This is a genomic window from Bradyrhizobium sp. 137, assembly GCF_023074095.1.
In the GTDB taxonomy this organism is placed as follows: domain Bacteria; phylum Pseudomonadota; class Alphaproteobacteria; order Rhizobiales; family Xanthobacteraceae; genus Bradyrhizobium.
Genome location: NZ_JADPKU010000099.1, coordinates 183,863 through 209,847, shown reverse-complemented (window position 1 = coordinate 209,847; position 25,985 = coordinate 183,863). Strand labels below are relative to the sequence as shown.

Genomic DNA, 25,985 nt, shown 5'->3' with positions numbered 1-25,985 from the left:
TCCCGCAAAACGCGCCCGAAAATCGGCCTCTCTCGTAGCAATGGAGGCGAAATCGGTCGAGACGATCCCGCGCGGCAAGGAATGGCAGTACGAGCCGAAGTGGGATGGCTTCCGCTGCTTGCTGGCGCGCAGTGGCAGCAACGTCGATCTTCGCTCGAAGTCCGGCGAGGATCTCGCGCGCTATTTTCCTGAGATCGTCGCCGCCGCGCTGAGCCTGAAAGCGGATCGTTTCACGCTCGACGGCGAGATCGTCGTGCCGCACGGCAAGGGCTTTTCCTTCGACGCATTGCTGCAACGAATCCATCCCGCCGCAAGCCGCGTGAAGAAACTCTCGCAGGATACGCCGGCGCTCTACCTCGTCTTCGACCTGCTCGAAACGGCCAAGGAGAAGCAGCTTGCCGGAAAATCGCTGAGCGAACGGCGCCCGCTCCTGGAAGCTTTTGCGAAAGACCATTTGAAGAACAGCCTCTTCCATCTCTCGCCGGCGACGACGAGCTACGCCACCGCCCAAAAATGGCTGGCGCAGTCGGGCGGCGGCTCGGACGGCGTCATCGCCAAGCGCATCGACCTGCCCTACCAGGCGGGAACGCGCGAGGGCATGCAGAAGATCAAGAAGTTTCGCAGCGCCGATTGCGTGGTCGGCGGCTTCCGCTATGCCAGCAACAAGATCGGCGGCCGCAACGTGGTCGGCTCGCTGCTGCTCGGGCTCTATGACGACAATGGCTTGCTGCACCATGTCGGCTTCACCTCGGCCATCAAGGCGCAGGAGAAGCCGGCCCTGACCGATCGCCTGGAGGCATTGATTGGCGAGCCCGGTTTCACCGGCAACGCCCCGGGCGGACCGAGCCGCTGGTCCACCGAGCGCTCGGCCAAATGGTGTCCGCTCAAGCCGAAGTTGGTGATCGAGGTCTGCTACGACCATTTCAGCGGAGAACGCTTTCGCCACGGCACCTCGATCCTGCGCTGGCGTCCCGACAAGGCACCACGGCAATGCACGTTCGAGCAGTTGACGCAGAAAGTGGCCGATCCGATGAAATTATTGAAGTGAACGTAGCCGCAGCTACTTGATCCACCCCGTCGCCAATGCATTCGCCAGTTCTGGCTGATTGTTGCGCCGCGCCAGCGCGGCCATGGCCTCGTGATCATAAGCGACGTGGCGGAACGTCACCTGCCAAGCGCCGTCAGCGAGTTCGAGAACGGCATAACGCGCGTGCGGCGTGCCGGCTTCGACGACATGCGGGAATGGATGCTTGTCCCGAAAGCCGGGACTGCCGACGCTGCCGGGATTGACGATCAGCCGCCCGTCGCGCAGGCGCACGGCCCGCGCAAGGTGGGTGTGGGCGCAGAGGATCAACGACTGCGTGATGCCTTGCGCGAATGGTTCGATGCGATCGAGCGGCGATAGCGCCACCGTACCGTCGGGACGCACGGTATCGAGCCAGTACACCTCGTCGCTGCCGGGCGTCGCGTGGCAAAGGAACACCTGTTCTCGGAAGACCCGTGTCATCGGCTGCGCGCGCAGCCAGTCGAGCTGCGCGGCGTCGATCTGCGCATGGGCGGGACGATCCCACGAGCCCATCTTTTCCGGAGCGCGGTCGAGCAGATAGCGATCGTGATTGCCAAGCACGTGCACGGCGTCGAGCCTCATCAAGATCTCGATCGTCCTGCGCGCATCGAGCGGCCCGCTCAGCATGTCGCCGAGATTGACGATGTCGGCAATGCCGAGGGTGCGGATATCGGCGAGCACCGCTTCGAGCGCGAGGTAGTTTCCGTGGACGTCGGCAATCGCAGCAAAACGCATCGTGGTCACCCTAGTCGCTATGCAGGAGGCGTGCCGTTGATTGCGAGCACGTGGCCGGCCAGATACAGCGAGCCGGTGATCAGGATGCGCGGCGGCACCTCGTAGGCGAGCTTCGCCAATGCGCGCAGCGCAGCTTCGATGCCGGGCGCGGGCTCCACACGCATGCCGAGGCTGCGCGCGGCGTCCGCCAGGCGGTCGACCGGCATCGCGTTCTCGGTATCAGGGATCGGCACCGCGATGATGTGACGGGTAAGCCCGGCGAAATTGGCAAGAAAACCCTGCGCGTCCTTGTTGGCCATCATGCCGGCGATGACGACCAGCGGCCGCGACACCCGCTCTTCGAGATCACCGAGCGCGGCGGCCGCCACGCGGCCGCCTTCCGCATTGTGCCCACCATCGAGCCAGATGTCCGAGCCCTGCGGTCCCCAAGAGAGCAGCTCCCCCGAGGTGATGCGCTGCATTCGTGCCGGCCATTCCGCCCCCACGATACCGGCCTCGAACGCCGTCTGGCTGACCTTGAACGCCGGGACGGCGCGCAGCGTCGCGATTGCAAGGCCGGCATTGTCGAACTGGTGGCGGCCGAACAGGCGCGGCGCCGCAAGATCCATCAGGCCGCGATCGTCGGAATAGACCAGACGTCCGCGCTCGACATTGACGTGCCAACTTTCGTTCGCCGCAAACAGCGGCGCGCGCATGCGCCTGGCCTGTGCTTCGATCACGGTCATCGCCTCGGCAGCCTGCTCGGCACAAATCACGGGCGCGCCACGCTTGATGATCGCGGCCTTCTCGCCGGCGATGGATGCCAGGGTGTCGCCGAGGAAGTCCATGTGGTCCATGCTGACAGGCGTGATCACGCAGGCCGCCGGCGCATCGACCACATTGGTCGAATCGAGCCGGCCGCCGAGACCAACCTCGAGCAGCACCACGTCGGCCGCATTTTGCGCGAACAGATGAAAGGCCGCGGCGGTCTTCAGCTCGAACAATGTCGCAGCCTCGCCGGCATTGGCGCGCTCGATCTCTTCCAGAGCGGTGCGCAGTTCATCATCGCTGACGAGCACGCCGCCGCCGACGCGACCGAGCCGGAAGCATTCGTTGATGCGGACGAGATAGGGTGAGGTATAGGCGTGGACGCGCAAGCCTGCGGCCTCCAGCGTCGCGCGCAGATAGGCGAGCGTGGAGCCCTTGCCGTTGGTGCCGGCGATATGGATCACCGGCGGCAGCTTGCGTTCGGGATGGCCGAGCCGCGCGAGCAGACGATGCATCCGCTCGAGCCCGAGATCGATGCGTTTCTGATGCAGGGCCGACAGCCGCCCGATCAGTTCGCCGAGCGGCGGCTTTGTGCTGTCAGAGGACGCGTTCACGCGTGGGGCGCAGCCGGCGCCGTCTCGGCGGCCGATACGATCTGCGCGGGGCTCGCGACCGGCTGCACCGATTTCGATGCGCCTTCCTGCGCCGGCGCCTTGGTCAGCAGGCGGCAGAGCCGTGCCAGGGTCGGACGCAATTCGTGGCGATGTACGACCATGTCGACCATGCCGTGCTCCTTCAGATACTCTGCGCGCTGGAACCCCTCGGGGAGCTTTTCGCGGATGGTCTGCTCGATCACGCGCGCGCCGGCGAAACCGATCAACGCGCCGGGCTCGGCAATGTGCACGTCGCCCAGCATGGCGTAGGACGCGGTGACACCGCCGGTGGTCGGATTGGTCAGCACGACGATATAGGGCAGTTTTGCCTCACGCAGCATCTGCACCGCCACCGTGGTGCGCGGCATCTGCATCAACGACAAAATGCCTTCCTGCATGCGCGCGCCGCCCGATGCGGCAAACACGATGAATGGCGACTTCTTCTCGACCGCGAGCTCCATTCCACGCACGATGGCTTCGCCCGCGGCCATGCCGAGCGAGCCGCCCATGAAATCGAAGTCCTGCACGGCGACGACGACGGCGGAGCCTTCAAGCTTGCCGTAGCCGACCTTGATCGCGTCGTTGAGGTTGGTGCGCGCGCGCGCATCCTTGATGCGGTCGACGTATTTTTTCTCGTCGCGAAACCTGAGCGGGTCGGGCGTGACCTCGGGCAGCGCGACGTCGAACCAGGTCTCGTTGTCGAAGATCGACTTCAACCGCGCCACCGCGCCCATGCGCATGTGGTAGTTCGAGCCGGGGATGACGAACTGGTTGGCCTCGACGTCCTTGTAGAACACGAGCTGTCCGGAATCCGGACACTTGATCCACAGATTCTCCGGCGTCTCCCGCCGCAGCATGTTGCGGATCTTCGGCCGGACCACATTGGTAAGCCAGTTCATGCTTTGCTCCGATGCGCGAACCCGCCTCGCGGGTCGCCTGTAGAATATATGGCGGCCGGGCCGCTGCCCGGCAAGCTGCTGTGTCGCCTGCCCGGAAAGCGGAACTATGGCCTATTCCGCCGCTTGCTGCGCCCCCTTGACGCCCTGGGCCAGGGCCGCCGTCAGCTCGGCGACCGCGTCAACGGTTTTATCGGTCGCTCGCCCGTCGGCGTCGAGGCTGTTCTTGAGCGCATCGACCAGTGCCGTGCCGACGACCGAACCATCGGCCTTCTCGGCAATGGCGCGCGCCGCCTCCGGCGTGCGGATGCCAAAACCAACGCAGATCGGCAGCTTGGTATGCCGCTTGATGCGCGCGACAGCTTGACCGACGGCATTCGCATCCGCCGCCGCGGCACCGGTGATGCCGGCAATCGAGACGTAATAGACAAAACCCGATGTGTTCGCGAGCACCGCGGGCAGACGCTTGTCGTCGGTGGTCGGGGTCGCCAGGCGAATGAAGTTCAGGCCCGCCTTCAGCGCCGGAATGCAGAGCTCGTCGTCCTCCTCCGGCGGCAAGTCCACGATGATCAGCCCGTCAACGCCGGCCGTCTTGGCATCAGCCAAGAACTTGTCGACGCCGTAAATGTAGATCGGATTGTAATAGCCCATCAGCACCAGCGGCGTGACGTCGTCGTCCTTGCGGAAGTCGTGCACCAGCTCCAGCGTCTTCTTCAAAGTCATGCCGTTCTTGAGCGCGCGCAGACCTGCAGCCTGGATCGACGGACCGTCGGCCATCGGATCGGTGAAGGGAATGCCGAGCTCGATGACGTCGGCGCCTGCCTTGGGGAGCGCCTTGACGATCTCGAGCGAAGTCGTGCGATCGGGATCGCCGGCCATCACATAGGTGACGAAAGCCGAGCGGCCCTGCTTCGCAAGCTCGGCAAAACGGGTGTCGATACGCGTGGTCACTTCTTGCCCCTCAGGATGTCGCCGACTTGCGGGACGTCCTTGTCGCCGCGGCCGGAGAGATTGACGACCATCAGGTGATCCCGAGGCCGCTTCGGCGCGAGCTCCATCACCTTGGCGATGGCGTGCGCCGGCTCGAGCGCGGGAATGATGCCTTCCAGCCGCGACAGCAATTGGAACGCAGCGAGTGCTTCGTCGTCCGTCGCGGAGAGATATTTGACGCGCCCGACCTCGTGCAGCCAGGAATGTTCGGGGCCGATGCCGGGATAGTCGAGACCGGCCGAGATCGAATGCGCGTCCTGGATCTGACCGTCCGCATCCATGAGAAGATAGGTGCGGTTGCCGTGCAGCACGCCGGGACGGCCGCCCGCGATCGAGGCGGCGTGCAGCTGCGTGAGTCCGTGGCCCGCGGCTTCGACGCCGAAGATCTCGACGGAGGGATCATCGAGGAACGGATGGAACAGGCCCATCGCATTCGAGCCGCCACCGATGCAGGCCACCAGCGAGTCCGGCAAGCGGCCCTCGATCTCCTGCATCTGCGTCTTGGTCTCGTTGCCGATGATCGACTGGAAGTCGCGCACCAGCGTCGGATAGGGATGCGGGCCCGCCACCGTGCCGATGCAATAGAACGTGTTGTGCACGTTGGTGACCCAGTCGCGCAGCGCTTCGTTCATGGCGTCCTTCAGCGTGCGCGTGCCTGACTGCACCGGCATCACCTTGGCGCCCAGCATCTCCATGCGGATGACGTTGGGCTGCTGCCGCTCGACGTCAACGGCGCCCATATAGACCACGCATTCGAGGCCGAAGCGCGCGCACAGCGTCGCGGTGGCGACACCGTGCTGGCCGGCGCCGGTCTCGGCGATGATGCGCTTCTTGCCCATGCGCCGCGCCAGCATGATTTGGCCGAGCACATTGTTCACCTTGTGTGAGCCGGTGTGGTTGAGCTCCTCGCGCTTGAGATAAATCCTGGCGCCGCCGAGATGCTCGCTCAGGCGCTCAGCGAGATAGAGTGGCGAGGGCCGGCCGACATAGTTCTTGAGGTAGCCGTTCATCTCGGCCTGGAACGCCGGATCGGCCTTGGCTTCGGTATAGGCCTTCTCCAGATCGAGGATCAGCGGCATCAAGGTTTCGGCGACGAAGCGGCCGCCGAAAATGCCGAAATGGCCGCGCTCGTCGGGGCCACTACGGTAAGAATTGGGTTTGGCGACGTTCATCGGACACTCAACTCTTGGCTCGTATCTTGGCTGGCGCGCGCGGCGCGGATGAAGGCCTTGATCATCTCCGGATCTTTCACGCCCGGAGCGCTCTCGACACCGGAGGAGACGTCGACGCCGCCGGCTCCGGTGACGCGGAGGGCTTCCGCAACGTTGTCGGCGTGAAGCCCGCCCGAGACCATGTAGGGCAGGCTCACATCGAGATTTTGGAGCAGGTGCCAGTCGAAGGGCGCGCCGAGACCACCGGGGCGGGTTGCATCTTTCGGTGCGCGCGCATCGAACAGGATGCGGTCGGCGACTGCGGCGTAGCCGGGCAGCACCGCGAGATCGGCAGATGTGGCGACCGGCACCGCCTTCATCACCGGACGGCCGAACCGCTGCTTGATGTCGCGCAGCCGCGCCACGCTCTCTTTGCCATGGAGCTGAAGAATGTCCGGCGACAGCGCGTCCATGATGTTGTCGAGCATGGCATCGTCGGCATCGACGATCAGCGCGACCTTGAGCGCACGCCGCTTCACCTGGCGCCCGAGAGCGCGTCCCGCTTCCAGCGACAGGTGCCGCGGCGACGGCGGAAAGAACACGAAACCCACCATGTCGGCACCCGCCTCGAGCGCCACCTCGAGCGTCTCGGGCGTGGACAGACCGCAGATTTTGACGAGCAGGGACATGGTCTCAAAGCGGATGGAGGCCGCGGGCCCGCGGCCGGAAAACAGGGCTTTCGGTTGCGGCCGCTTCTACAACGTCGCGCGCTGCTTGTCTCGCCCGATGGGCCCATAAAGGCCGACCCCCGAAGGGACTGGGAGGCGCTGGGACTCGGGCCTTGCCGCCGCCATTTGGGCCCGCAGATCGGCCAGTTCGCCCCTGGCAGCGCGTGCATCCGCCTCATTCCGGCGCGCCGCGCGCCGCCAGTGCCACTGGCCGAGCCAGACTGCGCATCCACCCGTCAGCACACCAAGGGCAGCGACCAGGATCAAAAGCAGGAACAGCGGCAAGGTGACCGACAGCGAGGGGTCGGCCGACATGAAGGGATCGAAGGAGACGGTGACGAAATGCCGGTTGGCGACGGCGAAAACCAGCAGGAGCAGGCTCAGCGGAATCACGATCAGCGCGGTCAGGAACTTTCGCATCTCGCTTCGCTCGCCTTGAATCAAGCTTGCGGCCGCATCATGCGCGACCGCAGAAATCCTGATGCCCGGCTCAATCTGCCGCGCCGGGATCCGGATGGTCGCGGTTCAGCCGCTCGCGCATTTCCTTGCCGGTCTTGAAGAACGGGACGCTCTTCTGGTCGACAGGCACATGAGCGCCGGTGCGCGGATTACGCCCGGCGCGTGCAGGGCGATGCTTGACCGAGAAGGCACCGAAGCCGCGCAGCTCGACGCGATCACCGCGTGCGAGGGCCGCTACGATCTCTTCGAGAATCGCATTCACAATGTTCTCGACATCCCGCTGGTACAGATGCGGGTTGTGCTCGGCGATACGCTGAACAAGTTCGGATTTGATCATCGAGAGATAGGACCCGGGAGCGTGCGGATGACCATTTCCGTGAAAATACCTTGATCTGTCAAGACGCTAAATCAAGATTGAGCGTCGTGAAAATGCGTGACAAATGCCGAAAAAGCAGGCTGTGCCGGCACCCGTCACGCGGGAAAACCCCCGCACGCTCGCCTCGATTCCGGTCAGTTTGACGCGGCCGGCTGCCAGAGGGCGAGCATTCCATCCATTCCGAACCGATCAACCGCCTGTACGACGCCGGTTTGCCCGATTTGATGCGCAATCGAGCTCAAACCCAGCGCTTCTAGCGTCACGGCGGCGGCCGACTTGAGGAATGGCAGATCGCCGAAGCGCGGCTCGAGCTTGTAATCGCGCACGCTGAGCCCCTTCTTGACGCCCTTCTGCTCGACCAGCCAAGTCACCGCCGTCTTCTCGTCACCGATCTGGTCGATCAGCTTGAGATCGATCGCCTGGCGGCCGGTGAAGACGCGGCCATCGGCCACTTTCTCGAGCAGCGTGTCATCCATGCCACGCCGTTCCTTCACCAGGCCTCTGAACCAGGCGTAGGAATCCTTCACCAGCGCATCGAGCGCGGCCCGCGCCTCGGGGCTGGTGGGCTCGAAACCGTTGGGCGCGGCCTTCAGCGGCGACGACTTCACCTCCTCGACCTTGACGCCGATGGTCTTCAGCAACTCGGAGACATTGGGGTATTGAAACAACACGCCGATCGAGCCGACCAGCGAGCTCTGCTGGGCGATGATGTGGTCGCTGGCGATCGCGGTGATGTAGCCGCCGGAGGCGGCAAGGCCCTCGACCACGATGACGAGCGGCTTCTTCGCCTTCAGTCGGGTGAGCGAATCGTAGAGCTGCTCGGAGCCGGCGGTGGTGCCGCCCGGCGAGTTGACGTGAACGATGACGGCAGCGGCCTGCGAATTCTCCAGCCGCTCCAGCGCCTGGGTGCGATCGGAATCGCTGCGGATCAGGCCCTCGATGTGGACGCGCGCGATCGAACCGGCAGACGCGAACGTGCCGCGCGCACCTGGTGTCGCGATCAGCGCAAAGCTCGCGATCGCCGCGATCGCGATCAGCGCGGCCATCACGCGCCAGAACGTCAGCTTGCGGCGGATCCTGCGGCGATCGACGATGATGTCCGAATCCAGCGACATCGGAATATCTCCAAAAAGAAAGACGGAGCGCGTTGTGCCGTCACAGCGTGACCGTCGGCTTATTCTCGATACATCAATTGCGGCGCAATTTGAAGAAAACAAGGCCCGTCCTAGCCCGGATGGAGCGAAGCGCAATCCGGGATTGGCGGCGCAAGGACTTTCCCGGATGACGCTGCGCTCCATCCGGGCCGCGAGCACGCAACAAAAAGCCCCGGCTCGCGCCGGGGCTTCGATGCAGCGAAACGTGCGTTTCGCTTACTTGTTGTCGCGGTTCTTGAGCGCGGTGCCCAAGATGTCGCCGAGCGTTGCCCCCGAATCGGAGGAGCCGTACTGCGCGATGGCTTCCTTTTCTTCGGCGACTTCGAGCGCCTTGATCGACACCTGGACCTTGCGGGCCTTCTTGTCGAACTGGATCACGCGGGCATCGACCTTCTCGCCGACGGCAAAGCGTTCGGCGCGCTGGTCGTTGCGGTCACGGGCGAGCTCCGAGCGCTTGATGAAGGTCGAGAAGTCGGTACCGGCGATCTTCACCTCGATGCCGCTCTCCTTCACTTCGAGCACTTCGCAGGTCACGACCGCGCCCTTCTTGACATCGCCCGGCTCGGCGAAGGGGTCGCCTTCGAGCTGCTTGATGCCAAGCGAGATGCGCTCCTTCTCGACGTCCACGTCGAGCACCACGGCCTTGACCATATCGCCCTTCTTGTAGTTGTCGATCACCTGCTCGCCCGGAAGCTTCCAGTCGAGGTCGGAGAGGTGGACCATGCCGTCGACGTCGCCTTCGAGACCCAGGAACAGACCGAACTCGGTCTTGTTCTTGACCTCGCCTTCGACCACCGAACCGGTCGGGTGAGCTTCGACGAAGACCTCCCAGGGGTTGCGCATGGTCTGCTTGAGGCCGAGCGAGATGCGGCGCTTGACGGAATCGACTTCCAGCACCTGCACGTCGACTTCCTGCGAGGTCGAAACGATCTTGCCGGGGTGCATGTTCTTCTTGGTCCACGACATCTCGGAGACGTGGATCAGGCCTTCGATGCCCGGCTCGAGCTCGACGAACGCGCCGTAGTCGGTGATGTTGGTGACGCGGCCGGTGAAGCGGGCACCCAGCGGGTACTTGGCTTCGATGCCCTGCCACGGATCATCCAAGAGCTGTTTCATGCCCAGCGAGATGCGGTGCGTCTCGTGGTTGATCTTGATGATCTTGACCTTCACGGTCTGGCCGATCGAGAGCACCTCGGTCGGATGGTTGACGCGGCGCCAGGCGATGTCGGTGACGTGCAGGAGGCCGTCGATGCCGCCGAGATCAACGAACGCACCGTAGTCGGTGATGTTCTTGACCACGCCGTCGATGACCTGACCCTCTTCGAGATTCTGCACCAGCTCCTGACGCTGCTCGGCGCGGGTCTCTTCCAGCACGGTGCGGCGGGACACGACGATGTTGCCGCGACGGCGGTCCATTTTGAGGATCTGGAACGGCTGCGAATTGTTCATCAGCGGCGCGACGTCGCGGATCGGACGGATGTCGACCTGCGAGCGCGGCAGGAAGGCCACGGCACCGTCGAGGTCGACGGTGAAGCCGCCCTTGACCTGGTTGAAGATGACGCCGTTGACCTTCTCGTTGTTCTGGAACGCCTTCTCGAGCTTGCCCCAGCTCTCTTCGCGGCGCGCCTTGTCGCGCGACAGCACGGCTTCGCCGAGGGCGTTCTCGATGCGATCGAGGAACACTTCCACCTCGTCGCCGACCTTGATCTCGCTGTCACGGCCGGGGCCGGAAAATTCGCGCAGGGCAACGCGGCCCTCGGTCTTCAGGCCGACGTCGATGACGGCCATGTCCTTTTCAATTGCAACCACCTTGCCCTTGACGACGGAGCTTTCCTGCAGGTTGCCGCCTGCGAAGGATTCGTCGAGCATCGCGGCGAAATCGTCGCGCGAGGGGCTATAGGTATCAGCAGAAGTCGAAGCCATTTGTTCTCCAGTTGCGGAAGTCTTGCCGGCCGTTGGGTTCATGGGCGCATCGCACACGCAGTGTCGGAAGGTCCGCAAGACCTTCGAGCGACCGCTCGCGGCTCCGGCTCGGTGCTGGAGCAGCGGAAGCGGGCCGGCTGAGGCCCGCGCGTTCGATACGTGGAAATTCTTGTCCGGAGCCTGGATCGCGTCGGCCCCAAATAGGGACCGAAGGTTATCGACCTCAAAGAGCGGGAGCGGGCGCTTCCTCCAATGACGGCTGCGGCTTAACCCCGCGACCGGCCCGCTCGGACGGCCTCGATAATGTCGATGGCGGCCCGGACGCCGCCTTCTATATCCAGTTGGGAGTTATCAAGCAAGTAAGCATCCGGCGCCGGCTTTAAAGGCGCAATCGGCCGGTTCTTGTCGCGCTCGTCGCGCTGCATGATGTCGGCGAGCACGGCCGCCTCGTCCGCCTCTTCGCCCCGCGCCCGCGCCTCCATGGTCCGGCGGTGAGCGCGGACCCTGGGGTCGGCGACCACGAAAATCTTCACGTCGGCATGGGGGCAGATCACGGTTCCAATGTCCCGGCCATCGAGCACGGCGCCGGGCGGATCGGCGGCGAATTGCCGCTGGAAATTGACCAGGACTTCGCGGACTCTCGGAATGGCCGAGACGATGGAGGCCCCCTCGCCGACCGTCTGGGTCTTGAGGACGGGATTGCCGAACTTTTCGGGGTCGAGTTCCAGCGCCGCCGCGACCGCGGCTGCCTCGTCGCGGAGATCATGACCGGACTGCATCAGCTCGTAAGCCACTGCGCGATAGATGACGCCGGTATCGAGATGGCGATAACCGTAATGGTGGGCGAGGCGCTTGCCGAGCGTCCCCTTGCCCGAGGCTGCGGGCCCGTCGATGGCGATGATCATGAAAACTCGGCCCCTAGCGAACGCATCATCGGAATGAAATCCGGAAAGCTGGTGGCGATGAAGGCGGTGTCGTCGACGCCGACCGGCTGGTCGGACGCGCAACCCATCACCAGCGCGGACATCGCGATGCGATGGTCCATGTGGGTGGCAACAACGCCCCCGCCGGGCACGTGACCGCGGCCTTCGACGATCAGATCGTCACCGGAGACCTCGACCTTGACGCCGTTGACGCGAAGCATGTCGGCCGTGGCCTCGAGCCGGTCGGATTCCTTGACGCGCAGCTCTTGCAGGCCGCGCATGATGGTCGTGCCCTCGGCGAAAGCGGCCGCGACGGCCAATACGAGGTATTCGTCGATCATCGAGGGCGCGCGCTCCGGCGGCACCTCGACGCCGCGCAGCTTCGACGCGCGCACGCGCAGCTGGGCCATCGGCTCGCCGGCGTCGCGTCGCACGTCGCTCTCCTCGATCGAGGCGCCCATTTCGCGCAGCGTGGTGAACAGGCCGGTGCGCAGCGGATTGGTCATTACGTCGGACAGGACGACGTCGGAGCCATCGGCGATCAGCGCGGCAACGACGGGGAAGGCCGCCGAGGACGGGTCGGCCGGCACGATGACGTTGGCACCGTGCAGCTCTGGCTGGCCTTGAAGCGTGATGCGGCGGCCGTGCTGGCCTTCCTTCGTGGAGGTGATGGCGGCACCAAAATGCTGCAGCATCAGCTCGGTATGGTCGCGGCTCGCCTCGGTCTCGATCACCGTGGTTGTGCCCGGCGCAGCCAGGCCCGCGAGCAGCACGGCCGATTTGATCTGGGCCGAGGCGACCGGGGTCTTGTAGGTGATCGGCAGCGGATCGCGCGCGCCCTGCAGGGTCAGCGGCAGACGGCCGCCCTCGCTGCCCGACAAGGCCCTGGCGCCCATCTGTTCGAGTGGATCGAGGATCCGGCGCATCGGGCGGCTGCGCAGCGAGGTGTCGCCATCGAACACCGCCGAGATCGGGCAACCCGCGACGGCACCCATGACCAGGCGGCAGCCGGTGCCGGAATTGCCGAAATCCAGCGCCGCCTTGGGCTGGGCGAAGCCACCGACGCCGACACCGTTCACCGTCCAGGCGAAATCGCCGGTGCGCTCAACCCTGGCGCCCAGCGCCTGCATGGATTTGGCGGTGTTGAGGACGTCTTCGCCCTCGAGCAGTCCCGAAACCCGGGTCTCGCCGACCGCGAGCGCCCCCAGGATCAGGGCGCGATGGGAGATCGACTTGTCGCCAGGTACCCGTACTTTCCCGGTCAGGGGGCCGCTGGCGCGAGACTGCAGCGGCCTCGGTTGGTCGGAATGGGTCAAGATTGTGTCCTTGGATGCGCCCCTATGGGGCTGGGGCGCAGGTACCACATGGTCCGCGCCCCGTCACGGGCATGTCGTTCTCCCGTAATGCGCTATTGACAGCGGGCCGCCAACTAGCCAAGTGAAGCACCGCTTTTCAGACATTCCCAGGATTCCTGCCGTGGCCAAGTCCGAACTCGGAACTAAACGTATTTGCCCGACCACGGGCAAGAAGTTCTATGACCTCAACAAGAATCCGGTGATCTCGCCCTATACCGGCGAAGTGGTGCCGATCGCCCCGGTCGCGCCCGCACGTGCGTCCCGCGGCGCCGAAGCCCGCAACGTGGCCCCGGACACGACGCCGGAGCCGGCAGAGGCCGAGGAGTTGGTCTCGCTCGAGGAGGCCGACGCCGAGGAGAACACCGGCAAGGTCAAGGCCGTCGTTCCGGAGTCCGAGGACGACATCGAGGTCGACGAGACCATCGAGGATGACGATGACGACGATTCGACCTTCATTGCCGACGACGAAGAAGGCGATGAGGACGTAACCGACATCATTGGTGATGTCGGAGGTGATGAAGAGACTTGAGATCAGCCCTGATCTGTGAAAAAGGGTGCACCGCACGAGTCACCAGGGCTCGCCGGTTGGGGTGATCCACCAGGTTCATCCGGTCTAAGTTAAGGGGCCATAGCTCAGCTGGGAGAGCGCTTGCATGGCATGCAAGAGGTCGGCGGTTCGATCCCGCCTGGCTCCACCACGCTTCGCCCTTCGGGCTTCGCGTGGCGCAGCCACGCGAAGCCCGAAGGGTAAAGCGTGGTGTCCGGCGTAGCCCGAAGGGCGAAGACGGACTGGTGCGACGCCCACCTAACGACTACCCAGGCGATAGCCGTCAATGTGGTACGTCTACATTCTCCAAAGCGTTGACTTTCCTGATCAGGAATACATCGGCGCCACGGAAGATTTGAAGCGGCGAATTCCGGAACACAATGCCGGCAAATCTAGCCACACCGCTAAATATAAGCCTTGGAAACTGATCTGGTACTGCGCCTTCCCCGACAAGTATAAAGCTCTGGCGTTTGAAAAGTACCTGAAGTCTCATTCCGGCCGCGCCTTCACGAAGAAGCGGCTTTCCTAGGCTCTGACGAACTCCCCTACTCCCCGATCACCGCATTGAGCCGGTCGCGCAATGCGACGATCTCGTCCTTCATTGCGACCAGTTCCGGCACCGAGCAATCCGAGGCCGCCAGAATGGATTGCGGCACGCTGCGTGCCTTGTCCTTCAGCGCCTGGCCCTGCGGCGTCAGGGCGATCAGCACCTGACGCTCGTCCTCGCTCGAGCGGGTGCGCCTCACGAGATGGGCGGCCTCGAGCCGCTTGAGCAGCGGCGTCAGCGTGCCCGAATCCAGGAACAGCTTCTCGCCGATGTCCCTCACCGGTACGTCGTCGCGCTCCCATAGCACCAGCATCACCAGATATTGCGGATAGGTCAGGCCGAGCCGACCGAGCAGCGGCTTGTAGACACGATTGAAAGCATGCGCGGCCGAATAGACCGCAAAGCAGATCTGATTGTCGAGCCGCAGCGGCGCGTCCACTGCCGATGGTTTCCGGGCCATGGGGACTCTCACGGGATTTGCCCGTATTGTGGGGTCGGGCGGCCGTAAATTCAATTGCCAACAATTAAATGTGAGGCACTGTAATTTCAGTTGTGCGCGATCTAATTGTCAGCGATACAGATCGCGTCCACCCGAACCCCCAGGGAGATGAAAATGTCCGTGAACGTCCTCTACAAGACCAGTGCCAAGGCGACCGGCGGCCGCGACGGCCATGCTGCAACGCTCGACGGCGCCCTAGACGTCAAGCTGACCACGCCGAAGGAGCTCGGCGGCGGAGGCGGCGCCGGCAACAACCCCGAGCAGCTGTTTGCGGCGGGCTATGCGGCCTGCTTCATCGGCGCGATGAAGTTCGTGGCGTCGCAGGGCGGCCCCAAGGTTCCCAATGATGCGTCCGTCACTTCGACCGTCGGCATCGGCCCGCGCTCCGAGGGCGGTTTCGGTCTCGACATCGATCTCGCCGTCTCGCTGCCGGGTCTGGCTCGCGCCGAGGCTGAGGCGCTGGTCGAGAAGGCGCACCAGGTGTGCCCGTACTCCAACGCCACGCGCGGCAATGTCGACGTTCGTCTGACGGTCGTCTGACCGCAATTGCGGATTGGCTGGCCCGAGATCCCCCTCGGGCTGGCCGCTTCCCATTGGTTTGCCATTCTGGGATTGCGCCGCGGCGGCGCATGCGGCCCTACGCGCGAAGCCATTGCTGGGATGCACGAACCTCGCTAGGCCTGTGATCAAGCATCGACACAGGGGAAGCGAAGGCATGAGTTCTGAAGCCGCCACAGGTGCCATGAGCGGATTGCGCGTCATCGATCTCACGCGCGTGCTCGGCGGTCCCTACTGCACCCAGATCCTCGCCGACCACGGCGCCGACGTGATCAAGGTCGAGCCGCCCGCGGGCGACGAGGTGCGCGAATGGGGCCCTCCCTTCCATGAGGAGGATGCGGCCTATTTCGTCGGCATCAACCGCAACAAGCGCTCGATCGGCCTCGACCTCGCCTCCGAAGGCGGCCGCGCCGTGCTGCTGAAGATGCTGGAGACGGCCGACGTCCTGATCGAGAACTTCAAGCCAGGCACGCTGGAGAAATGGGGCATCGGCAACGAGGTGCTGCGCGCAAAATTCCCGCGCCTCGTGCACTGCCGGATCTGCGGCTTCGGCGCCGACGGCCCGCGCGGCGGCAATCCCGGCTATGACGCCATCATCCAGGCCATGACCGGCATGATCGCGGCGACCGGCTCGCTGGAGAGCGGCCCGATGCGGATCGGCGTGCCGCTGGTCGACATCACCACTGGCCTGTACGCGGCGATCGGCATCCTGATGGCGCTGTCGGAGCGCCAGCGCTCCGGCAGGGGCCAGTTCCTGGAGACGACGCTGTACGAGACCGGCCTTGCCATCATGCATCCGCACACCGCCAATTATTTCATGCATGGCAAGCCACCCGCGCTCACCGGCAACGAGCATCCCAACCTCGTGCCTTACGCGATCTTCCCGACGAAAACCGACAACATCTTCATCGGCGTCGGCAACGACGGCACGTTCCGCAAGCTCGCCAAGGAGATCGGCAAGCCCGAGCTCGGCACCGATCCGCGCTTTGCCCGCAACAAGGACCGCATCGCCAATCGCGAGGCGCTGCGCGCCGAACTCGCCGCGGTGTTCAGCCAGCACGAGGCCGAGCCGCTGTGCAACCGCCTGCTCGCGGCGGGCCTGCCCGCTGGCCCGGTGCAGAAGATCGACCAGGCGCTGACCAATCCGCACACGATCGCGCGCGGCGATATCATCGAGAAGGATTGGTACAAGGGCGTCGCCTCGCCGATCCGGCTCGACCGCAGCAAGCCGAGCCTGCGCCGCCTGCCGCCGAAATTCAGCCAGCACGCGGCTGAGGTGCTGGGCGAGTTCGGCTACTCCCGGGCGGACATCGACGCGATGGTCGAAAAGGGCGTGGTCTGCGGCCCCGAGCGTAAGCGCTGAGGCCTCGTGAAATAGACTTCAGCGTTGCCGCAACGGCGGTGCGCTCCCTCCCCGCTTGCGGGGGAGGGTTGGGGAGAGGGCGTCTCCAGAACGGGACAATCCCCAAGCGGAGAGAGCCCGCACCCGCGCCTTCGGCGCGACCTCTCCCGCAAGCGGGAGAGGTGTTCGAGATCGCCGCCTGATGGACAACTCACGTCATCCAATGCCGCACTGCGGCGCGAGCACGCGTGTGCAGCGCGAACGCACGGCGCGGTCTCCCGCACGCCTTCGCCTATTTTCCGGCTTCCCTTTTCCAGCGCTTGCCGCTTTCGTTTCGGCCGCTTACACAGTCATGTGAACGTCATATGGCACTGCTAGCGCAAGCGCTTCTTTATTGACGGGCAAGGGAGGTTTTCTTGATGGCTCTTCGACATTTTGGTGCGGCTGCGGCTGTCGCAGTCACGGTCGGCATGATGGCCTCGCCGGCCCTGGCCGTGACCGAGATCCAGTGGTGGCACGCGATGACCGGCGCCAACAACGACGTCATCGTCAAGCTCGCCACCGACTTCAACGCGTCGCAGAGCGACTACAAGGTAATCCCGACCTACAAGGGCAACTACCCCGACACGATGAACGCCGGCATCGCGGCCTTCCGCGCCGGCAATGCGCCGCACATCATGCAGGTGTTCGAGGTCGGCACCGCCACCATGATGGCGGCGACCGGCGCGGTGAAGCCGGTGTACAAGCTGATGGCCGAGACCGGCGAGAAGTTCGATCCGAAGGCCTACCTGCCCGCGATCACCGGCTATTACTCGACCTCGAAGGGCGAGATGCTGTCCTTCCCGTTCAACTCGTCGTCGACGGTGATGTGGGTCAACCTCGACGAGCTGAAGAAGGCGAACGTCGCAATCCCGAAGACCTGGCCTGAAGTGTTCGATGCCGCCAAGAAGCTGCACGACAACGGCCACCCCACCTGCGGCTTCTCCAATTCCTGGGTCACCTGGGTCAATCTCGAACAGCTCTCCGCCTGGCACAACGTGCCGCTGTCGACCAAGGCCAACGGCCTCGACGGATTCGACACCGTGCTTGAATTCAACGGCCCGCTTCAGGTCAAGCACCTCGAGAAGCTGGTCGAGCTCCAGAAGGACAAGACCTACGATTATGCCGGCCGCACCAACACCGGCGAAGGCCGCTTCACGTCAGGTGAATGCCCGCTCTATCTGACCTCCTCGGCGTTCTTCGGCAACGTCAAGGCGCAAGCCAAGTTCGCCTTCACCGCCGTACCGATGCCCTATTATCCCGACGTGAAGGGCGCACCGCAGAACTCGATCATCGGCGGCGCCTCGCTCTGGGTGATGGGCGGCAAGTCGGCCGACGAGTACAAGGGCGTCGCGAAGTTCCTGGGCTTCCTCTCCGACACCGACCGCCAGGTCTATATCCACAAGGCCTCGGGCTATCTGCCGATCACCAAAGCGGCCTATGAGAAGGCCAAGGCGGAAGGCTTCTACAAGGACCAGCCCTATCTCGAGACGCCGCTGCTCGAGCTGACCAACAAGGAGCCGACCGAGAATTCCCGCGGCCTGCGCCTTGGCAACATGGTGCAGCTCCGTGACGTCTGGTCGGAAGAGATCGAGCAGGCGCTCGCCGGCAAGAAGACCGCCAAGCAGGCGCTCGATGCCGCGGTCGAACGCGGCAACACGATGCTGCGGCAGTTCGAAAAGACCGCCGTGAAGTGAGGCGATCGGCGGCAGGCCGGTAACCCGGCCTGCCGCTCCTGCGCGCATCATGCAAAAGCAAGCCATTTTCCAATCGAAGCTATTGCCCTACGCGCTGGTTGCGCCGCAGCTCGCGATCGTCCTGATTTTCTTCTACTGGCCGGCGTTGCAGGCAGTGATCCAGTCCTTCCTGCTCCAGGACGCCTTCGGTCTTTCGACGAGCTTCGTCTGGTTCGACAACTATCTCGAGCTTCTGCAGGACCGCGCCTATTTCGAAGCGATCGTGCGGACCTTCTTCTTCTCGTTCGCCATCGCGGTCTCATCGCTATCCTTTGCGCTGCTCCTCGCCGTGATGGCGGACAAGCCGCTGCGCGGCTCGATGCTCTACCGCACGCTGCTGATCTGGCCCTATGCGGTGGCGCCGCCGGTCGTCGGCGTGCTCTGGATTTTCATGCTGCATCCCTCGCTGGGCGTGCTCTCGCGCTATTTGCGCGTCCTGGGCATCGACTGGAATCCGCTGCTCGACGGCGACCAGGCCGCAACGCTGATCATCCTCGCCGCCGCCTGGAAGCAGATCTCCTATAATTTCCTGTTCTTCCTCGCGGGCCTGCAGAGCATCCCGCGAAGCGTGCTCGAGGCCGCCGCGATCGACGGCGCGCGCCCGATGCGCAGGTTCTGGACCGTGACCTTCCCGCTGCTGTCGCCGACCATCTTCTTCCTTTTGGTCGTCAACATCGTCTACGCCTTCTTCGACACGTTCGGCATCATCGACACCATGACCCGCGGCGGTCCCGGCAAGTCGACGGAGACGCTGGTCTACAAGGTCTATTCCGACGGCCTGCTCGGCGGCAATCTCGGCAGCTCCGCGGCGCAATCGGTGATCCTGATGATCATGGTGATCGTGCTGACGGGAATCCAGTTCCGCTTCGTCGAACGCAAGGTGACCTACTGATGGTCGAGGAAGAAGGCTTTCGGCGCTACGTCGCTCATATCATCCTCTGGATCGGGATCGCGATCGTCGCCTTCCCCGTCTACATCGCGATCGTCGCCTCGACCCAGGACAACGCGCTGATCGCGAACGGACAGATGTCGCTGCTGCCCGGCGGTCATTTCTTCAAGACTTACTACCAGACGATCTTCATCGGCACGAGCGGCTCGACCCGCGAACCGGTCGGCAACATGATGCTGAACTCGCTGGTGATGGCGCTCTTGATCGCGATCGGCAAGATCGCGATCTCGATCATCTCGGCCTATGCGATCGTGTATTTCCGCTTTCCGTTCCGGATGCCGATCTTCTGGCTGATCTTCATCACCCTGATGCTGCCGGTCGAGGTGCGCATCTATCCGACCTACAAGATCGTCGCCGATCTGCACATGCTCGACAGCTATGCCGGCCTGTCGCTGCCGCTGATCGCGTCGGCCACCGCAACGCTGCTGTTCCGTCAGTTCTTCATGACCGTGCCGGACGAGCTTTTGGAAGCCTCGCGGATCGACGGCGCCGGTCCCTTGCGCTTCTTCTGGGATACGCTGTTGCCGCTGTCGCGCACCAACATGGCGGCGCTGTTCGTCATCCTGTTCATCCTCGGCTGGAATCAATATCTCTGGCCGCTGCTGATCACCACCCGCGACGACATGCAGACGATCCAGATCGGCATCCGCAAGATGATCACCACCACCGACGCGCTGACCGAATGGCCGATCGTGATGGCAACTGCCGTGCTGGCCATGCTGCCGCCGGTGTTCGTCGTCGTCGCCATGCAGAAGCTGTTCGTGCGCGGCCTGGTCGAGACGGAGAAGTAGGTTCTTGCAAGTGAGTTTTCATGGCTAACGTCACCCTGCGCAACGTTCGCAAGACCTATCCCGGCGGCTTCGAAGCCATCAAGGGCATCGACGTCGATGTCGGCGACGGCCAGTTCTGCGTGCTGGTGGGCCCGTCCGGCTGCGGCAAGTCGACCTTGCTGCGCATGGTTGCGGGGCTAGAGACCGTCACCGGCGGCGAGATCGACATCGGCGGCCGCGTCGTCAACCAGGTCGAGCCCGCCGATCGCGACATCGCGATGGTGTTTCAGAACTACGCGCTCTATCCGCATATGAGCGTCTACAACAACATGGCCTATGGCCTGCGCAACCGCGGAATGGCGGAAGCCGAGATCAAGACCCGCGTCGGGGAAGCGGCGCGCGTGCTCGAGCTCTCCGCCATGCTGGAGCGCAAGCCGCGCCAGCTTTCCGGCGGCCAGCGCCAGCGCGTCGCCATGGGCCGCGCCATCGTGCGCCAGCCGAAGGTGTTTCTGTTCGACGAGCCGCTCTCCAATCTCGATGCCAAGCTGCGCATCGCGATGCGCGTCGAGATCCGCAGATTGCAGCGCCGGCTCAACACGACGTCGATCTACGTCACCCATGACCAGCTCGAGGCGATGACGCTCGCCGACATTTTGGTCGTGATGAATGGCGGCCAGGTCGAGCAGGTCGGTAATCCGCTCGCGATCTACCAGAAGCCGGCCACGACCTTCGTCGCCTCTTTCATCGGCGCGCCGCCGATGAACCTGATGTCCACCCGTCCCGACGAGATCAAGTCGCAGCTCGGCGGCAGCGCGGGCGAAGCCGGCATCCTCGGCATCCGTCCCGAAGACTTCGTCATCACCGACCAGACGCCCGCCGGCGGCGTCGCGCTGCCACTTACCGTTGAAGCGATCGAACGCGTCGGCGCCGAAACCTTCGTCTACGGCTCGCGGGCTCAGGAAGACCAGCGCGTCGCCGCCACGCCCGGCGAGCTGCCGCCCGGCGAGGTCATCGTCCGCCTTCCCGGAACCGAGGCGCCAGCCATCGGCCAGCAGATCCGCGTCGCAGCGGTTCGCCAAAAGCTGCATTTGTTCAGCGGCGATGGGCGGAAGCGGTTGGAAGCCTGACCGGGTTCCGAAGGGACAGCTAACAAAAAGTGCGAAAACAACCCCATGCACAGTAGCGGGGCCTTGTTTTCATTGACATAAATCGGCCTGCAATTTGCCGTCCCCGAACTTGTCCCGGGCGTTGCTCTGGCTGTCGAGAGAAAGGTCGTGGGGATATCGGCGAGCGGTAGCGACGCCGTCCTACGGACGGCCATGCCCCGGCCATGACGATGTGGAAACGCCCGGCGCGAAGCAAAGCGCATCACATGCGGGAATGCCACCTGTGCAGGGCTCCTGCTACCTGCTTGAACCCACACGGGGATATGCCCATATTGCTGACCAAGGGGTGCCGCTTGCGGGCTCCGACACACCAAAGTCGCTTCTGCGAGGACTTTGTAAACTATGTCTCGTGTTCCAACGCTCTCCAGTCCCTTCCTGCTGGGCTTCGACGAGATCGAGCGCGTGCTCGATCGGGTCGTCAAAGGTGCCGACGGTTATCCTCCCTACAATATCGAGAGGTGCGACCGGTCGGACGGCCAGCCCGAGCGTTTGCGCATCACGCTGGCGGTCGCCGGCTTCACCCGCGACCAACTCGATGTAACTATTGAGGAAAACCAGCTCGTGATCCGCGGGCGGCAGCAGGACGACAAGACCCGGCAATACATCCATCGCGGGATCGCCGCCCGCCACTTCCAGCGCACCTTCGTGCTGGCGGAGGGGATGCTGGTGCTGGGTGCGGATCTGAAGAACGGGCTGTTGTCGGTCGATCTGGCCCGGCCTGAACCGGAGAGGATCGTTAAGACAATCGCTATCAATGAACACGAATAATGGAACGAGTAGCGGACTCGACCGCTTAGTGTTCCAGAGGAGTCGAGACCATGAGTGAAGGTCACGTTGCGTTCGAATACGAAGCCAAGAATGTCTCGCCCGAGACGCTGGCAACCCTCGGCGAAGGCCATATCGCCTATGTGAAGCAGATCCGCTCGGAGGACGTGCCGGGCCTGTTTCCCGAAGCACCGAAAATCGCGCCGGGCTTAAAACTCTTCGCGCTCCACGCCGCCGACGGCACGCCGATCATGCTGACCGACAGCCGCGAAGCCGCGATCGCCAATGCCTGGAGCAACGAGCTGCAAGCGGTGAGCGTGCACTGAGCACGCGCGTCGCGCGAACAGGGTTTCAAACGGGCATGCCTTCGTGCGAAGGCGTGCCCGTTTTGTTTGGACGCATCACAGTTACTTCCCTTCAATGGTAGCCCGCGAAAGACTTAGTCGACGAGCGGTGTCACCATATTTTCCTGAGGAATCGTTCGGCAACAGGGGCCGCCTGAGTCAAAACGACTCATGCAACGGGCGGTGATAGCGCGCGCTTTTTGAATTGGGGGGACGTGCTAATGACCGCATGGGGCCGAGAGGCGCCGAACTCCGAGGAGGCGGCACTGAACGATGTGTCAGGAGTTGCTGGAGGGAAGGGGGAAAGTTCGCAGCCGACGCCACGAGGTGACCTCTCAGATTTTCGGCCCTCGCGCGATTTTCGGCCGGACTTTTGAGGCAGAAACCTTCTCGCGAGTTCTGGCTCGTTTCTTCAGGGCAGGCCGGCGAGCGTGATGAGCGTCAAAGCCGGTTATCGTTGGCGCTTTGAGGCTGTCGCTGAGGAAGATGACCTCCGGGCCTTCAGACTTTTCGCCGGCGCTGTAGTTCAGCAAATAGGTAATTGGGTTGAACGTGGAATAGATAGACCGAATCGCCGGCACGTCGTCATATGAGACCACCCAATTAACGCGGCGCTTCTTGCGGAGCGCCTGAGCAATTTCCTCGTGGTCTTTCGGTTGATAGAAGTTCTTGTAGAGCTTGTGCCCTTTGACGTAATAGGGCGGGTCCAGATAGGTCAGAGCGTTCGGATTGCTCAGAACCTTCTGAAGGAAATCCATCGCGTCTAGATTCGTGACCTCGATCTGATTCGAGTAGCGGGCCAGGGCCTTCAAGTTCTCAATTTGCCGGGCTTTGACCAAACGAACGTCGATCTTCCACTTCCCTTTTTGTTCGAACCCACCAATCGGACCTGCGCCCTCAATGATGCCCGAGCGGTTCGTTCGATTGAGGAAGTAAGCGGAGAAGCCCAGCGCGAGCTTGTTGTCGAGGTCACCATTTTGCCAGACCTCTTGCTGCCGATACCATTGGTCGATGGTGATGGGCGTCTTGGCGATCAGGCGGCAGAATTTCTCAGTGTCGAACAGAGCCGACATCCAAAATGCGTAGATCGACGGATCTATGTCGTTGATTGAGACCTTATCGACGAAGCCGGTCGTGAGGAGGCGAATCGCCAACCCAGCCCCGCCCGCGTACGGTTCGCAATAGTCGCGGCCGAAAAGCTCATTCTCTCTGATCAACTCGACGAAAAATGGGAAAAGCTTCGCCTTCCCGCCCGGATATCGAAGTGGCGAGCCAATCATCACACATACTTCTTTACAAACTGATCAATGGAATCCCGAGCGGCCGCCAGACGCGTCTCGTTTGGGATCACGTTTCCATGCGCCCCAAGGTTCAAATACGCGAGGTGATCCTTCTTGAACTCCGCTAATATTTTCTTATCGCCAGACGGAAGCGTGATTGCGTTGCTCGCAATGAGATTGAGAGCGCTTTCCAAGTCGTGCGACTTTCCGAGTTTGTTGCCGCCTTGGTCATCAATGATGTGCTTCAGAATGGACTCGACGATGTTGCGCAGCAAGAAAGTCGCCGCAGCGGGAAGTTTTTTGTAATTGATGTCTTTGGCTTCTTTGAGGAGCTGCGTAATCAGGCCGCTATTCATCTTTTTGGGATGATAGCCGAAGAGAGCGCCGGGCTTGAGCGTTGTCTTTCCGCCGGTCGCCGCTCCACCCGTGCCGCCTCCAGAGCCCCCGCCAGATGATCCCCCTCCCGTTCCGCCTGTGCCTCCCGTCTTCTTTTCGCCACCCTTCTTTTTGGACGCTTTTGAACCGGTGCCGGATTCATCGTAGTCCGAGAACACGCTGTCGTATGATGCGGTCGCGCCCAATCCACGTTCGGGATTGATGACAAGCTTCTTGATGAGGTGCTTGAAATTTCTTGTCTGCGCCTGATGCAAACACGACCTTCAAATTGGCAGCATCGTAGGTGATGCCCATCTTGGCTTTGTGGCCGCTGGTCTGCAAGAAGCGGACGGGAGGATTTGAAGGCAACGTTCGGCTTGAGGAGAACGTCCTTTTCCTTCGGTGTCCAATTGAGCGATAGCGCCTTCAGATATAGCTGATACTCAAGAATGAGGTCTTTCACCTCTCCTTGCGTGAGTCTGAAAACCTTGGCGATCTTCGCAAGGGATTTATCGGACTTCCACTCGTTGTAAATCGCCTGCCTGCTCCCGAGATAGCCCCACTGGGATTTGTCTCCCCTGCCGAAATGGGCGCCTGCCATCACGGGCATCAATGCGTCGCGGTCGGGGGCAAGAGTGCATGCGACGGTCTGGAGGGCTTTCTTCAGGGCCTCGGAGACGTGCGGCACCGAATCGGCGTAGTCTTTGGGCGGCTTCATAAGGCCGGTGAGGACTTTGTAGGCCGCTATGCGGTATTGCCCTCAATGACGACATAGCCGGAACCCTTCTTGATGACGTAAGGCCGCTCTGCCCCAATGTTGTGGCCCTCCGACGCAATCCGCTTGATGAAGGCCTCTAGCTCCTCGTTCTCATAGAGATAGGCCAGAATAGCCGCCTGCGTGGTCAATGCGGTCTGCGAGACGATACGCGGATTCTTATCATCCAGATCGATATCTTCGAGCTGAAGGTCAACGAGCTTAAAGCCAGCATACATGATGAGCGCCCCTCCCCACCGCTGACGAAACACGATCCCGCCTGCCGAGGCAACTGCCGGTTGCGGGATGTTGAAGCGGATACGGATGCTCGTCCACAAGACGATGGTGCTAGCCGCGGCGCCGGAGCCGGAGTTTGCCCCATTGCGCAACGGGGCTGTGTAACAACGTCTCAACAAGCCTAGGGCAAGGCTATAAAGATCAGCATCTTGCGAGCCGGTCCAGCCAATCCTTTCCTGGGCGCCAGTTTGTCCAATGCCTGCGTCCAGCGGCTCGACTGCACATCAGGCTTGGCTGGCACTTGCGTGAAGCAAGGCCAGATTGGAAATTTAACTGAACGATTGGAGCCCGGGTTCGTCAAGCCGCCGTCGCGGGCGGCAGGGCCAGCACCGAATAGATCGCCTGGGCGTCGCGCGAGGCGCGGAGTTTTTTGGCGATGTCCTGGTCGCGCAAGAGGCGAGCGATGCGGGCGAGTGCCTTGAGATGGTCGGCGCCGGCGCCTTCGGGAGCGAGCAGCAGGAAGACGAGATCAACCGGCTGGCCGTCCATCGATTCGAAATCGATCGGGCGATCGAGGCGCGCGAACAGGCCAAAGATCTTTTCCAGCTTGGGCAGCTTGCCGTGGGGAATGGCGACGCCGTAACCGACTGCGGTGGTGCCGAGCTTTTCGCGCTGAAGCAGGACCTCGAACACGGAGCGTTCGTTCTGCCCGGTCAGCTCGGCGGCCTTGGCCGCGAGTTCCTGCAAGGCCTGCTTCTTGCTGTTGACTTTCAATGCCGGGAGAATCGCCTCGGGTGCGACCAGATCGGTAATCGGCATGGAAGCTTTCCGAGGTGAATTAAGCCGTCAGGTTCCGATTTGGCCAGCTTGATAGACCAAGCTGCGCCGACGTCAATAACATGAAGCAGGAGGCGGACTTAG

At 63.0% G+C, this 25,985-nt stretch carries 28 protein-coding genes and 1 tRNA gene; 12 read left to right on the top strand and 17 right to left on the bottom strand.

The genetic code is table 11. The annotated features are described in order from the left end of the window. The first annotated feature begins 40 nt into the window (after positions 1–40). On the top strand, positions 41–1,048 hold the full coding sequence (locus tag IVA78_RS26595) for an ATP-dependent DNA ligase (protein ID WP_247468678.1): 1,008 nt from the start codon (positions 41–43) through the stop codon (positions 1,046–1,048). A gap of 12 nt (positions 1,049–1,060) precedes the next feature. Here the strand turns inward: IVA78_RS26595 and IVA78_RS26590 are convergent, their stop codons facing one another. From IVA78_RS26590 to aroA, 12 genes are all read right to left on the bottom strand, one after another. Then, positions 1,061–1,801: a metallophosphoesterase family protein gene (locus IVA78_RS26590; RefSeq protein WP_247468651.1), complete on the bottom strand. Its 741-nt coding sequence runs from the start codon at positions 1,799–1,801 to the stop codon at positions 1,061–1,063. A 17-nt stretch (positions 1,802–1,818) separates the two neighbouring features. Beyond that, positions 1,819–3,162, bottom strand: coding sequence for a folylpolyglutamate synthase/dihydrofolate synthase family protein (locus IVA78_RS26585; protein WP_247276513.1), 1,344 nt, complete (start codon positions 3,160–3,162; stop codon positions 1,819–1,821). Beyond that, complete coding sequence (accD, locus tag IVA78_RS26580; protein ID WP_247468649.1) at positions 3,159–4,100, bottom strand: acetyl-CoA carboxylase, carboxyltransferase subunit beta; 942 nt, start codon at positions 4,098–4,100, stop codon at positions 3,159–3,161. The genes IVA78_RS26585 and accD overlap by 4 nt, the downstream gene beginning before the upstream one ends. Positions 4,101–4,211: 111 nt before the next feature. Next, complete coding sequence (gene trpA, locus IVA78_RS26575; RefSeq protein ID WP_247468647.1) at positions 4,212–5,048, bottom strand: tryptophan synthase subunit alpha; 837 nt, start codon at positions 5,046–5,048, stop codon at positions 4,212–4,214. After that, a complete protein-coding gene (gene trpB, locus IVA78_RS26570) occupies positions 5,045–6,259 on the bottom strand; it encodes a tryptophan synthase subunit beta (RefSeq protein ID WP_247468645.1) in 1,215 nt (404 codons plus the stop codon). Before trpB ends, trpA begins: the two co-directional genes overlap by 4 nt. Then, positions 6,256–6,927 carry a phosphoribosylanthranilate isomerase gene (locus tag IVA78_RS26565; RefSeq protein WP_247468644.1) on the bottom strand — a complete coding sequence of 224 codons (672 nt, stop codon included), beginning with the start codon at positions 6,925–6,927 and terminating at the stop codon, positions 6,256–6,258. The genes trpB and IVA78_RS26565 overlap by 4 nt, the downstream gene beginning before the upstream one ends. A gap of 66 nt (positions 6,928–6,993) precedes the next feature. Continuing rightward, the gene (locus IVA78_RS26560; protein ID WP_247468643.1) at positions 6,994–7,386 is read right to left on the bottom strand and encodes a lipopolysaccharide assembly protein LapA domain-containing protein; all 393 of its coding nucleotides are present in this window, start codon (positions 7,384–7,386) and stop codon (positions 6,994–6,996) included. Positions 7,387–7,456: 70 nt separating this feature from the next. After that, positions 7,457–7,762: an integration host factor subunit beta gene (locus IVA78_RS26555; protein ID WP_008539997.1), complete on the bottom strand. Its 306-nt coding sequence runs from the start codon at positions 7,760–7,762 to the stop codon at positions 7,457–7,459. Between the two features lie 173 nt (positions 7,763–7,935). Continuing rightward, positions 7,936–8,916, bottom strand: coding sequence for a signal peptide peptidase SppA (gene sppA, locus IVA78_RS26550; protein WP_247468642.1), 981 nt, complete (start codon positions 8,914–8,916; stop codon positions 7,936–7,938). A gap of 255 nt (positions 8,917–9,171) precedes the next feature. Next, positions 9,172–10,878 carry a 30S ribosomal protein S1 gene (gene rpsA, locus IVA78_RS26545; protein WP_247276520.1) on the bottom strand — a complete coding sequence of 569 codons (1,707 nt, stop codon included), beginning with the start codon at positions 10,876–10,878 and terminating at the stop codon, positions 9,172–9,174. 266 nt (positions 10,879–11,144) lie between these two features. After that, a complete protein-coding gene (gene cmk / locus IVA78_RS26540; RefSeq protein ID WP_247276521.1) occupies positions 11,145–11,783 on the bottom strand; it encodes a (d)CMP kinase in 639 nt (212 codons plus the stop codon). Continuing rightward, entirely contained in the window at positions 11,780–13,117 is a 1,338-nt protein-coding gene (gene aroA / locus IVA78_RS26535) for a 3-phosphoshikimate 1-carboxyvinyltransferase (RefSeq protein ID WP_247468641.1), read from the bottom strand. The genes cmk and aroA overlap by 4 nt, the downstream gene beginning before the upstream one ends. A 160-nt stretch (positions 13,118–13,277) precedes the next feature. Here aroA and IVA78_RS26530 point away from each other — a divergent pair, with 160 nt between their 5' ends. From IVA78_RS26530 to IVA78_RS26520, 3 genes are all read left to right on the top strand, one after another. Beyond that, positions 13,278–13,685 (top strand): TIGR02300 family protein, encoded by a 408-nt coding sequence (locus IVA78_RS26530; RefSeq protein ID WP_247276523.1) that lies wholly within the window; start codon positions 13,278–13,280, stop codon positions 13,683–13,685. A 93-nt stretch (positions 13,686–13,778) separates the two neighbouring features. Next, a tRNA-Ala gene (locus IVA78_RS26525) sits at positions 13,779–13,854 on the top strand. A 135-nt stretch (positions 13,855–13,989) separates the two neighbouring features. Beyond that, positions 13,990–14,232 carry a GIY-YIG nuclease family protein gene (locus tag IVA78_RS26520; protein ID WP_247276524.1) on the top strand — a complete coding sequence of 81 codons (243 nt, stop codon included), beginning with the start codon at positions 13,990–13,992 and terminating at the stop codon, positions 14,230–14,232. A 16-nt stretch (positions 14,233–14,248) separates the two neighbouring features. Here IVA78_RS26520 and IVA78_RS26515 read toward each other — a convergent pair whose 3' ends face one another. After that, positions 14,249–14,710 carry a MarR family transcriptional regulator gene (locus IVA78_RS26515; RefSeq protein ID WP_247468640.1) on the bottom strand — a complete coding sequence of 154 codons (462 nt, stop codon included), beginning with the start codon at positions 14,708–14,710 and terminating at the stop codon, positions 14,249–14,251. A 153-nt stretch (positions 14,711–14,863) separates the two neighbouring features. Here IVA78_RS26515 and IVA78_RS26510 point away from each other — a divergent pair, with 153 nt between their 5' ends. The 8 genes from IVA78_RS26510 to IVA78_RS26475 all read left to right on the top strand — a co-directional run bounded on the left by IVA78_RS26510 (position 14,864) and on the right by IVA78_RS26475 (position 22,400). Further along, complete coding sequence (locus IVA78_RS26510; protein WP_247468639.1) at positions 14,864–15,289, top strand: organic hydroperoxide resistance protein; 426 nt, start codon at positions 14,864–14,866, stop codon at positions 15,287–15,289. A 175-nt stretch (positions 15,290–15,464) separates the two neighbouring features. Beyond that, positions 15,465–16,670, top strand: a complete 1,206-nt coding sequence (locus IVA78_RS26505; protein ID WP_247468638.1) for a CaiB/BaiF CoA-transferase family protein — start codon at positions 15,465–15,467, stop codon at positions 16,668–16,670. Positions 16,671–17,068: 398 nt separating this feature from the next. Next, positions 17,069–18,385: a sn-glycerol-3-phosphate ABC transporter substrate-binding protein UgpB gene (gene ugpB, locus IVA78_RS26500; RefSeq protein WP_247468637.1), complete on the top strand. Its 1,317-nt coding sequence runs from the start codon at positions 17,069–17,071 to the stop codon at positions 18,383–18,385. 49 nt (positions 18,386–18,434) lie between these two features. After that, positions 18,435–19,316 carry a sn-glycerol-3-phosphate ABC transporter permease UgpA gene (gene ugpA, locus IVA78_RS26495; RefSeq protein ID WP_247303926.1) on the top strand — a complete coding sequence of 294 codons (882 nt, stop codon included), beginning with the start codon at positions 18,435–18,437 and terminating at the stop codon, positions 19,314–19,316. Further along, the gene (gene ugpE, locus IVA78_RS26490; protein ID WP_247468636.1) at positions 19,316–20,164 is read left to right on the top strand and encodes a sn-glycerol-3-phosphate ABC transporter permease UgpE; all 849 of its coding nucleotides are present in this window, start codon (positions 19,316–19,318) and stop codon (positions 20,162–20,164) included. The genes ugpA and ugpE overlap by 1 nt, the downstream gene beginning before the upstream one ends. 20 nt (positions 20,165–20,184) lie before the next feature. Continuing rightward, positions 20,185–21,270, top strand: coding sequence for a sn-glycerol-3-phosphate import ATP-binding protein UgpC (locus IVA78_RS26485; RefSeq protein WP_247468634.1), 1,086 nt, complete (start codon positions 20,185–20,187; stop codon positions 21,268–21,270). Between the two features lie 381 nt (positions 21,271–21,651). Then, the gene (locus tag IVA78_RS26480) at positions 21,652–22,077 is read left to right on the top strand and encodes an Hsp20 family protein (RefSeq protein WP_014438749.1); all 426 of its coding nucleotides are present in this window, start codon (positions 21,652–21,654) and stop codon (positions 22,075–22,077) included. 50 nt (positions 22,078–22,127) lie between these two features. Continuing rightward, positions 22,128–22,400, top strand: coding sequence for a DUF1150 domain-containing protein (locus IVA78_RS26475; protein WP_007598581.1), 273 nt, complete (start codon positions 22,128–22,130; stop codon positions 22,398–22,400). A gap of 353 nt (positions 22,401–22,753) precedes the next feature. On the opposite strand, the gene IVA78_RS26470 is transcribed toward IVA78_RS26475, so the two are convergent. The 4 genes from IVA78_RS26470 to ptsN form a co-directional block, all read right to left on the bottom strand. Next, positions 22,754–23,698, bottom strand: coding sequence for a DNA adenine methylase (locus tag IVA78_RS26470; RefSeq protein WP_247468677.1), 945 nt, complete (start codon positions 23,696–23,698; stop codon positions 22,754–22,756). Then, positions 23,698–24,348, bottom strand: a complete 651-nt coding sequence (locus IVA78_RS26465) for a hypothetical protein (protein WP_247468633.1) — start codon at positions 24,346–24,348, stop codon at positions 23,698–23,700. Before IVA78_RS26465 ends, IVA78_RS26470 begins: the two co-directional genes overlap by 1 nt. A gap of 469 nt (positions 24,349–24,817) precedes the next feature. Then, positions 24,818–25,165, bottom strand: a complete 348-nt coding sequence (locus IVA78_RS26460; RefSeq protein ID WP_247468630.1) for a hypothetical protein — start codon at positions 25,163–25,165, stop codon at positions 24,818–24,820. A 256-nt stretch (positions 25,166–25,421) separates the two neighbouring features. Beyond that, a complete protein-coding gene (gene ptsN, locus IVA78_RS26455) occupies positions 25,422–25,883 on the bottom strand; it encodes a PTS IIA-like nitrogen regulatory protein PtsN (RefSeq protein WP_027514736.1) in 462 nt (153 codons plus the stop codon). Between the last annotated feature and the right edge of the window lie 102 nt (positions 25,884–25,985).

Bases quoted from the DNA above. Each gene is read 5' to 3' on its own strand.
- ugpE (WP_247468636.1), top strand. From the start codon at position 19,316: ATGGTCGAGGAAGAAGGCTTTCGGCGCTACGTCGCTCATATCATCCTC.
- ptsN (WP_027514736.1), bottom strand. From the start codon at position 25,883: ATGCCGATTACCGATCTGGTCGCACCCGAGGCGATTCTCCCGGCATTG.
- IVA78_RS26590 (WP_247468651.1), bottom strand. From the start codon at position 1,801: ATGCGTTTTGCTGCGATTGCCGACGTCCACGGAAACTACCTCGCGCTC.
- trpB (WP_247468645.1), bottom strand. From the start codon at position 6,259: ATGAACGTCGCCAAACCCAATTCTTACCGTAGTGGCCCCGACGAGCGC.
- IVA78_RS26595 (WP_247468678.1), top strand. From the start codon at position 41: ATGGAGGCGAAATCGGTCGAGACGATCCCGCGCGGCAAGGAATGGCAG.
- IVA78_RS26520 (WP_247276524.1), top strand. From the start codon at position 13,990: ATGTGGTACGTCTACATTCTCCAAAGCGTTGACTTTCCTGATCAGGAA.
- IVA78_RS26485 (WP_247468634.1), top strand. From the start codon at position 20,185: ATGGCTAACGTCACCCTGCGCAACGTTCGCAAGACCTATCCCGGCGGC.
- ugpA (WP_247303926.1), top strand. From the start codon at position 18,435: ATGCAAAAGCAAGCCATTTTCCAATCGAAGCTATTGCCCTACGCGCTG.
- IVA78_RS26470 (WP_247468677.1), bottom strand. From the start codon at position 23,698: ATGATTGGCTCGCCACTTCGATATCCGGGCGGGAAGGCGAAGCTTTTC.
- IVA78_RS26510 (WP_247468639.1), top strand. From the start codon at position 14,864: ATGTCCGTGAACGTCCTCTACAAGACCAGTGCCAAGGCGACCGGCGGC.
- cmk (WP_247276521.1), bottom strand. From the start codon at position 11,783: ATGATCATCGCCATCGACGGGCCCGCAGCCTCGGGCAAGGGGACGCTC.
- IVA78_RS26505 (WP_247468638.1), top strand. From the start codon at position 15,465: ATGAGTTCTGAAGCCGCCACAGGTGCCATGAGCGGATTGCGCGTCATC.
- sppA (WP_247468642.1), bottom strand. From the start codon at position 8,916: ATGTCGCTGGATTCGGACATCATCGTCGATCGCCGCAGGATCCGCCGC.
- accD (WP_247468649.1), bottom strand. From the start codon at position 4,100: ATGAACTGGCTTACCAATGTGGTCCGGCCGAAGATCCGCAACATGCTG.
- IVA78_RS26555 (WP_008539997.1), bottom strand. From the start codon at position 7,762: ATGATCAAATCCGAACTTGTTCAGCGTATCGCCGAGCACAACCCGCAT.
- rpsA (WP_247276520.1), bottom strand. From the start codon at position 10,878: ATGGCTTCGACTTCTGCTGATACCTATAGCCCCTCGCGCGACGATTTC.
- IVA78_RS26565 (WP_247468644.1), bottom strand. From the start codon at position 6,927: ATGTCCCTGCTCGTCAAAATCTGCGGTCTGTCCACGCCCGAGACGCTC.
- IVA78_RS26515 (WP_247468640.1), bottom strand. From the start codon at position 14,710: ATGGCCCGGAAACCATCGGCAGTGGACGCGCCGCTGCGGCTCGACAAT.
- IVA78_RS26475 (WP_007598581.1), top strand. From the start codon at position 22,128: ATGAGTGAAGGTCACGTTGCGTTCGAATACGAAGCCAAGAATGTCTCG.
- IVA78_RS26560 (WP_247468643.1), bottom strand. From the start codon at position 7,386: ATGCGAAAGTTCCTGACCGCGCTGATCGTGATTCCGCTGAGCCTGCTC.
- ugpB (WP_247468637.1), top strand. From the start codon at position 17,069: ATGGCTCTTCGACATTTTGGTGCGGCTGCGGCTGTCGCAGTCACGGTC.
- IVA78_RS26480 (WP_014438749.1), top strand. From the start codon at position 21,652: ATGTCTCGTGTTCCAACGCTCTCCAGTCCCTTCCTGCTGGGCTTCGAC.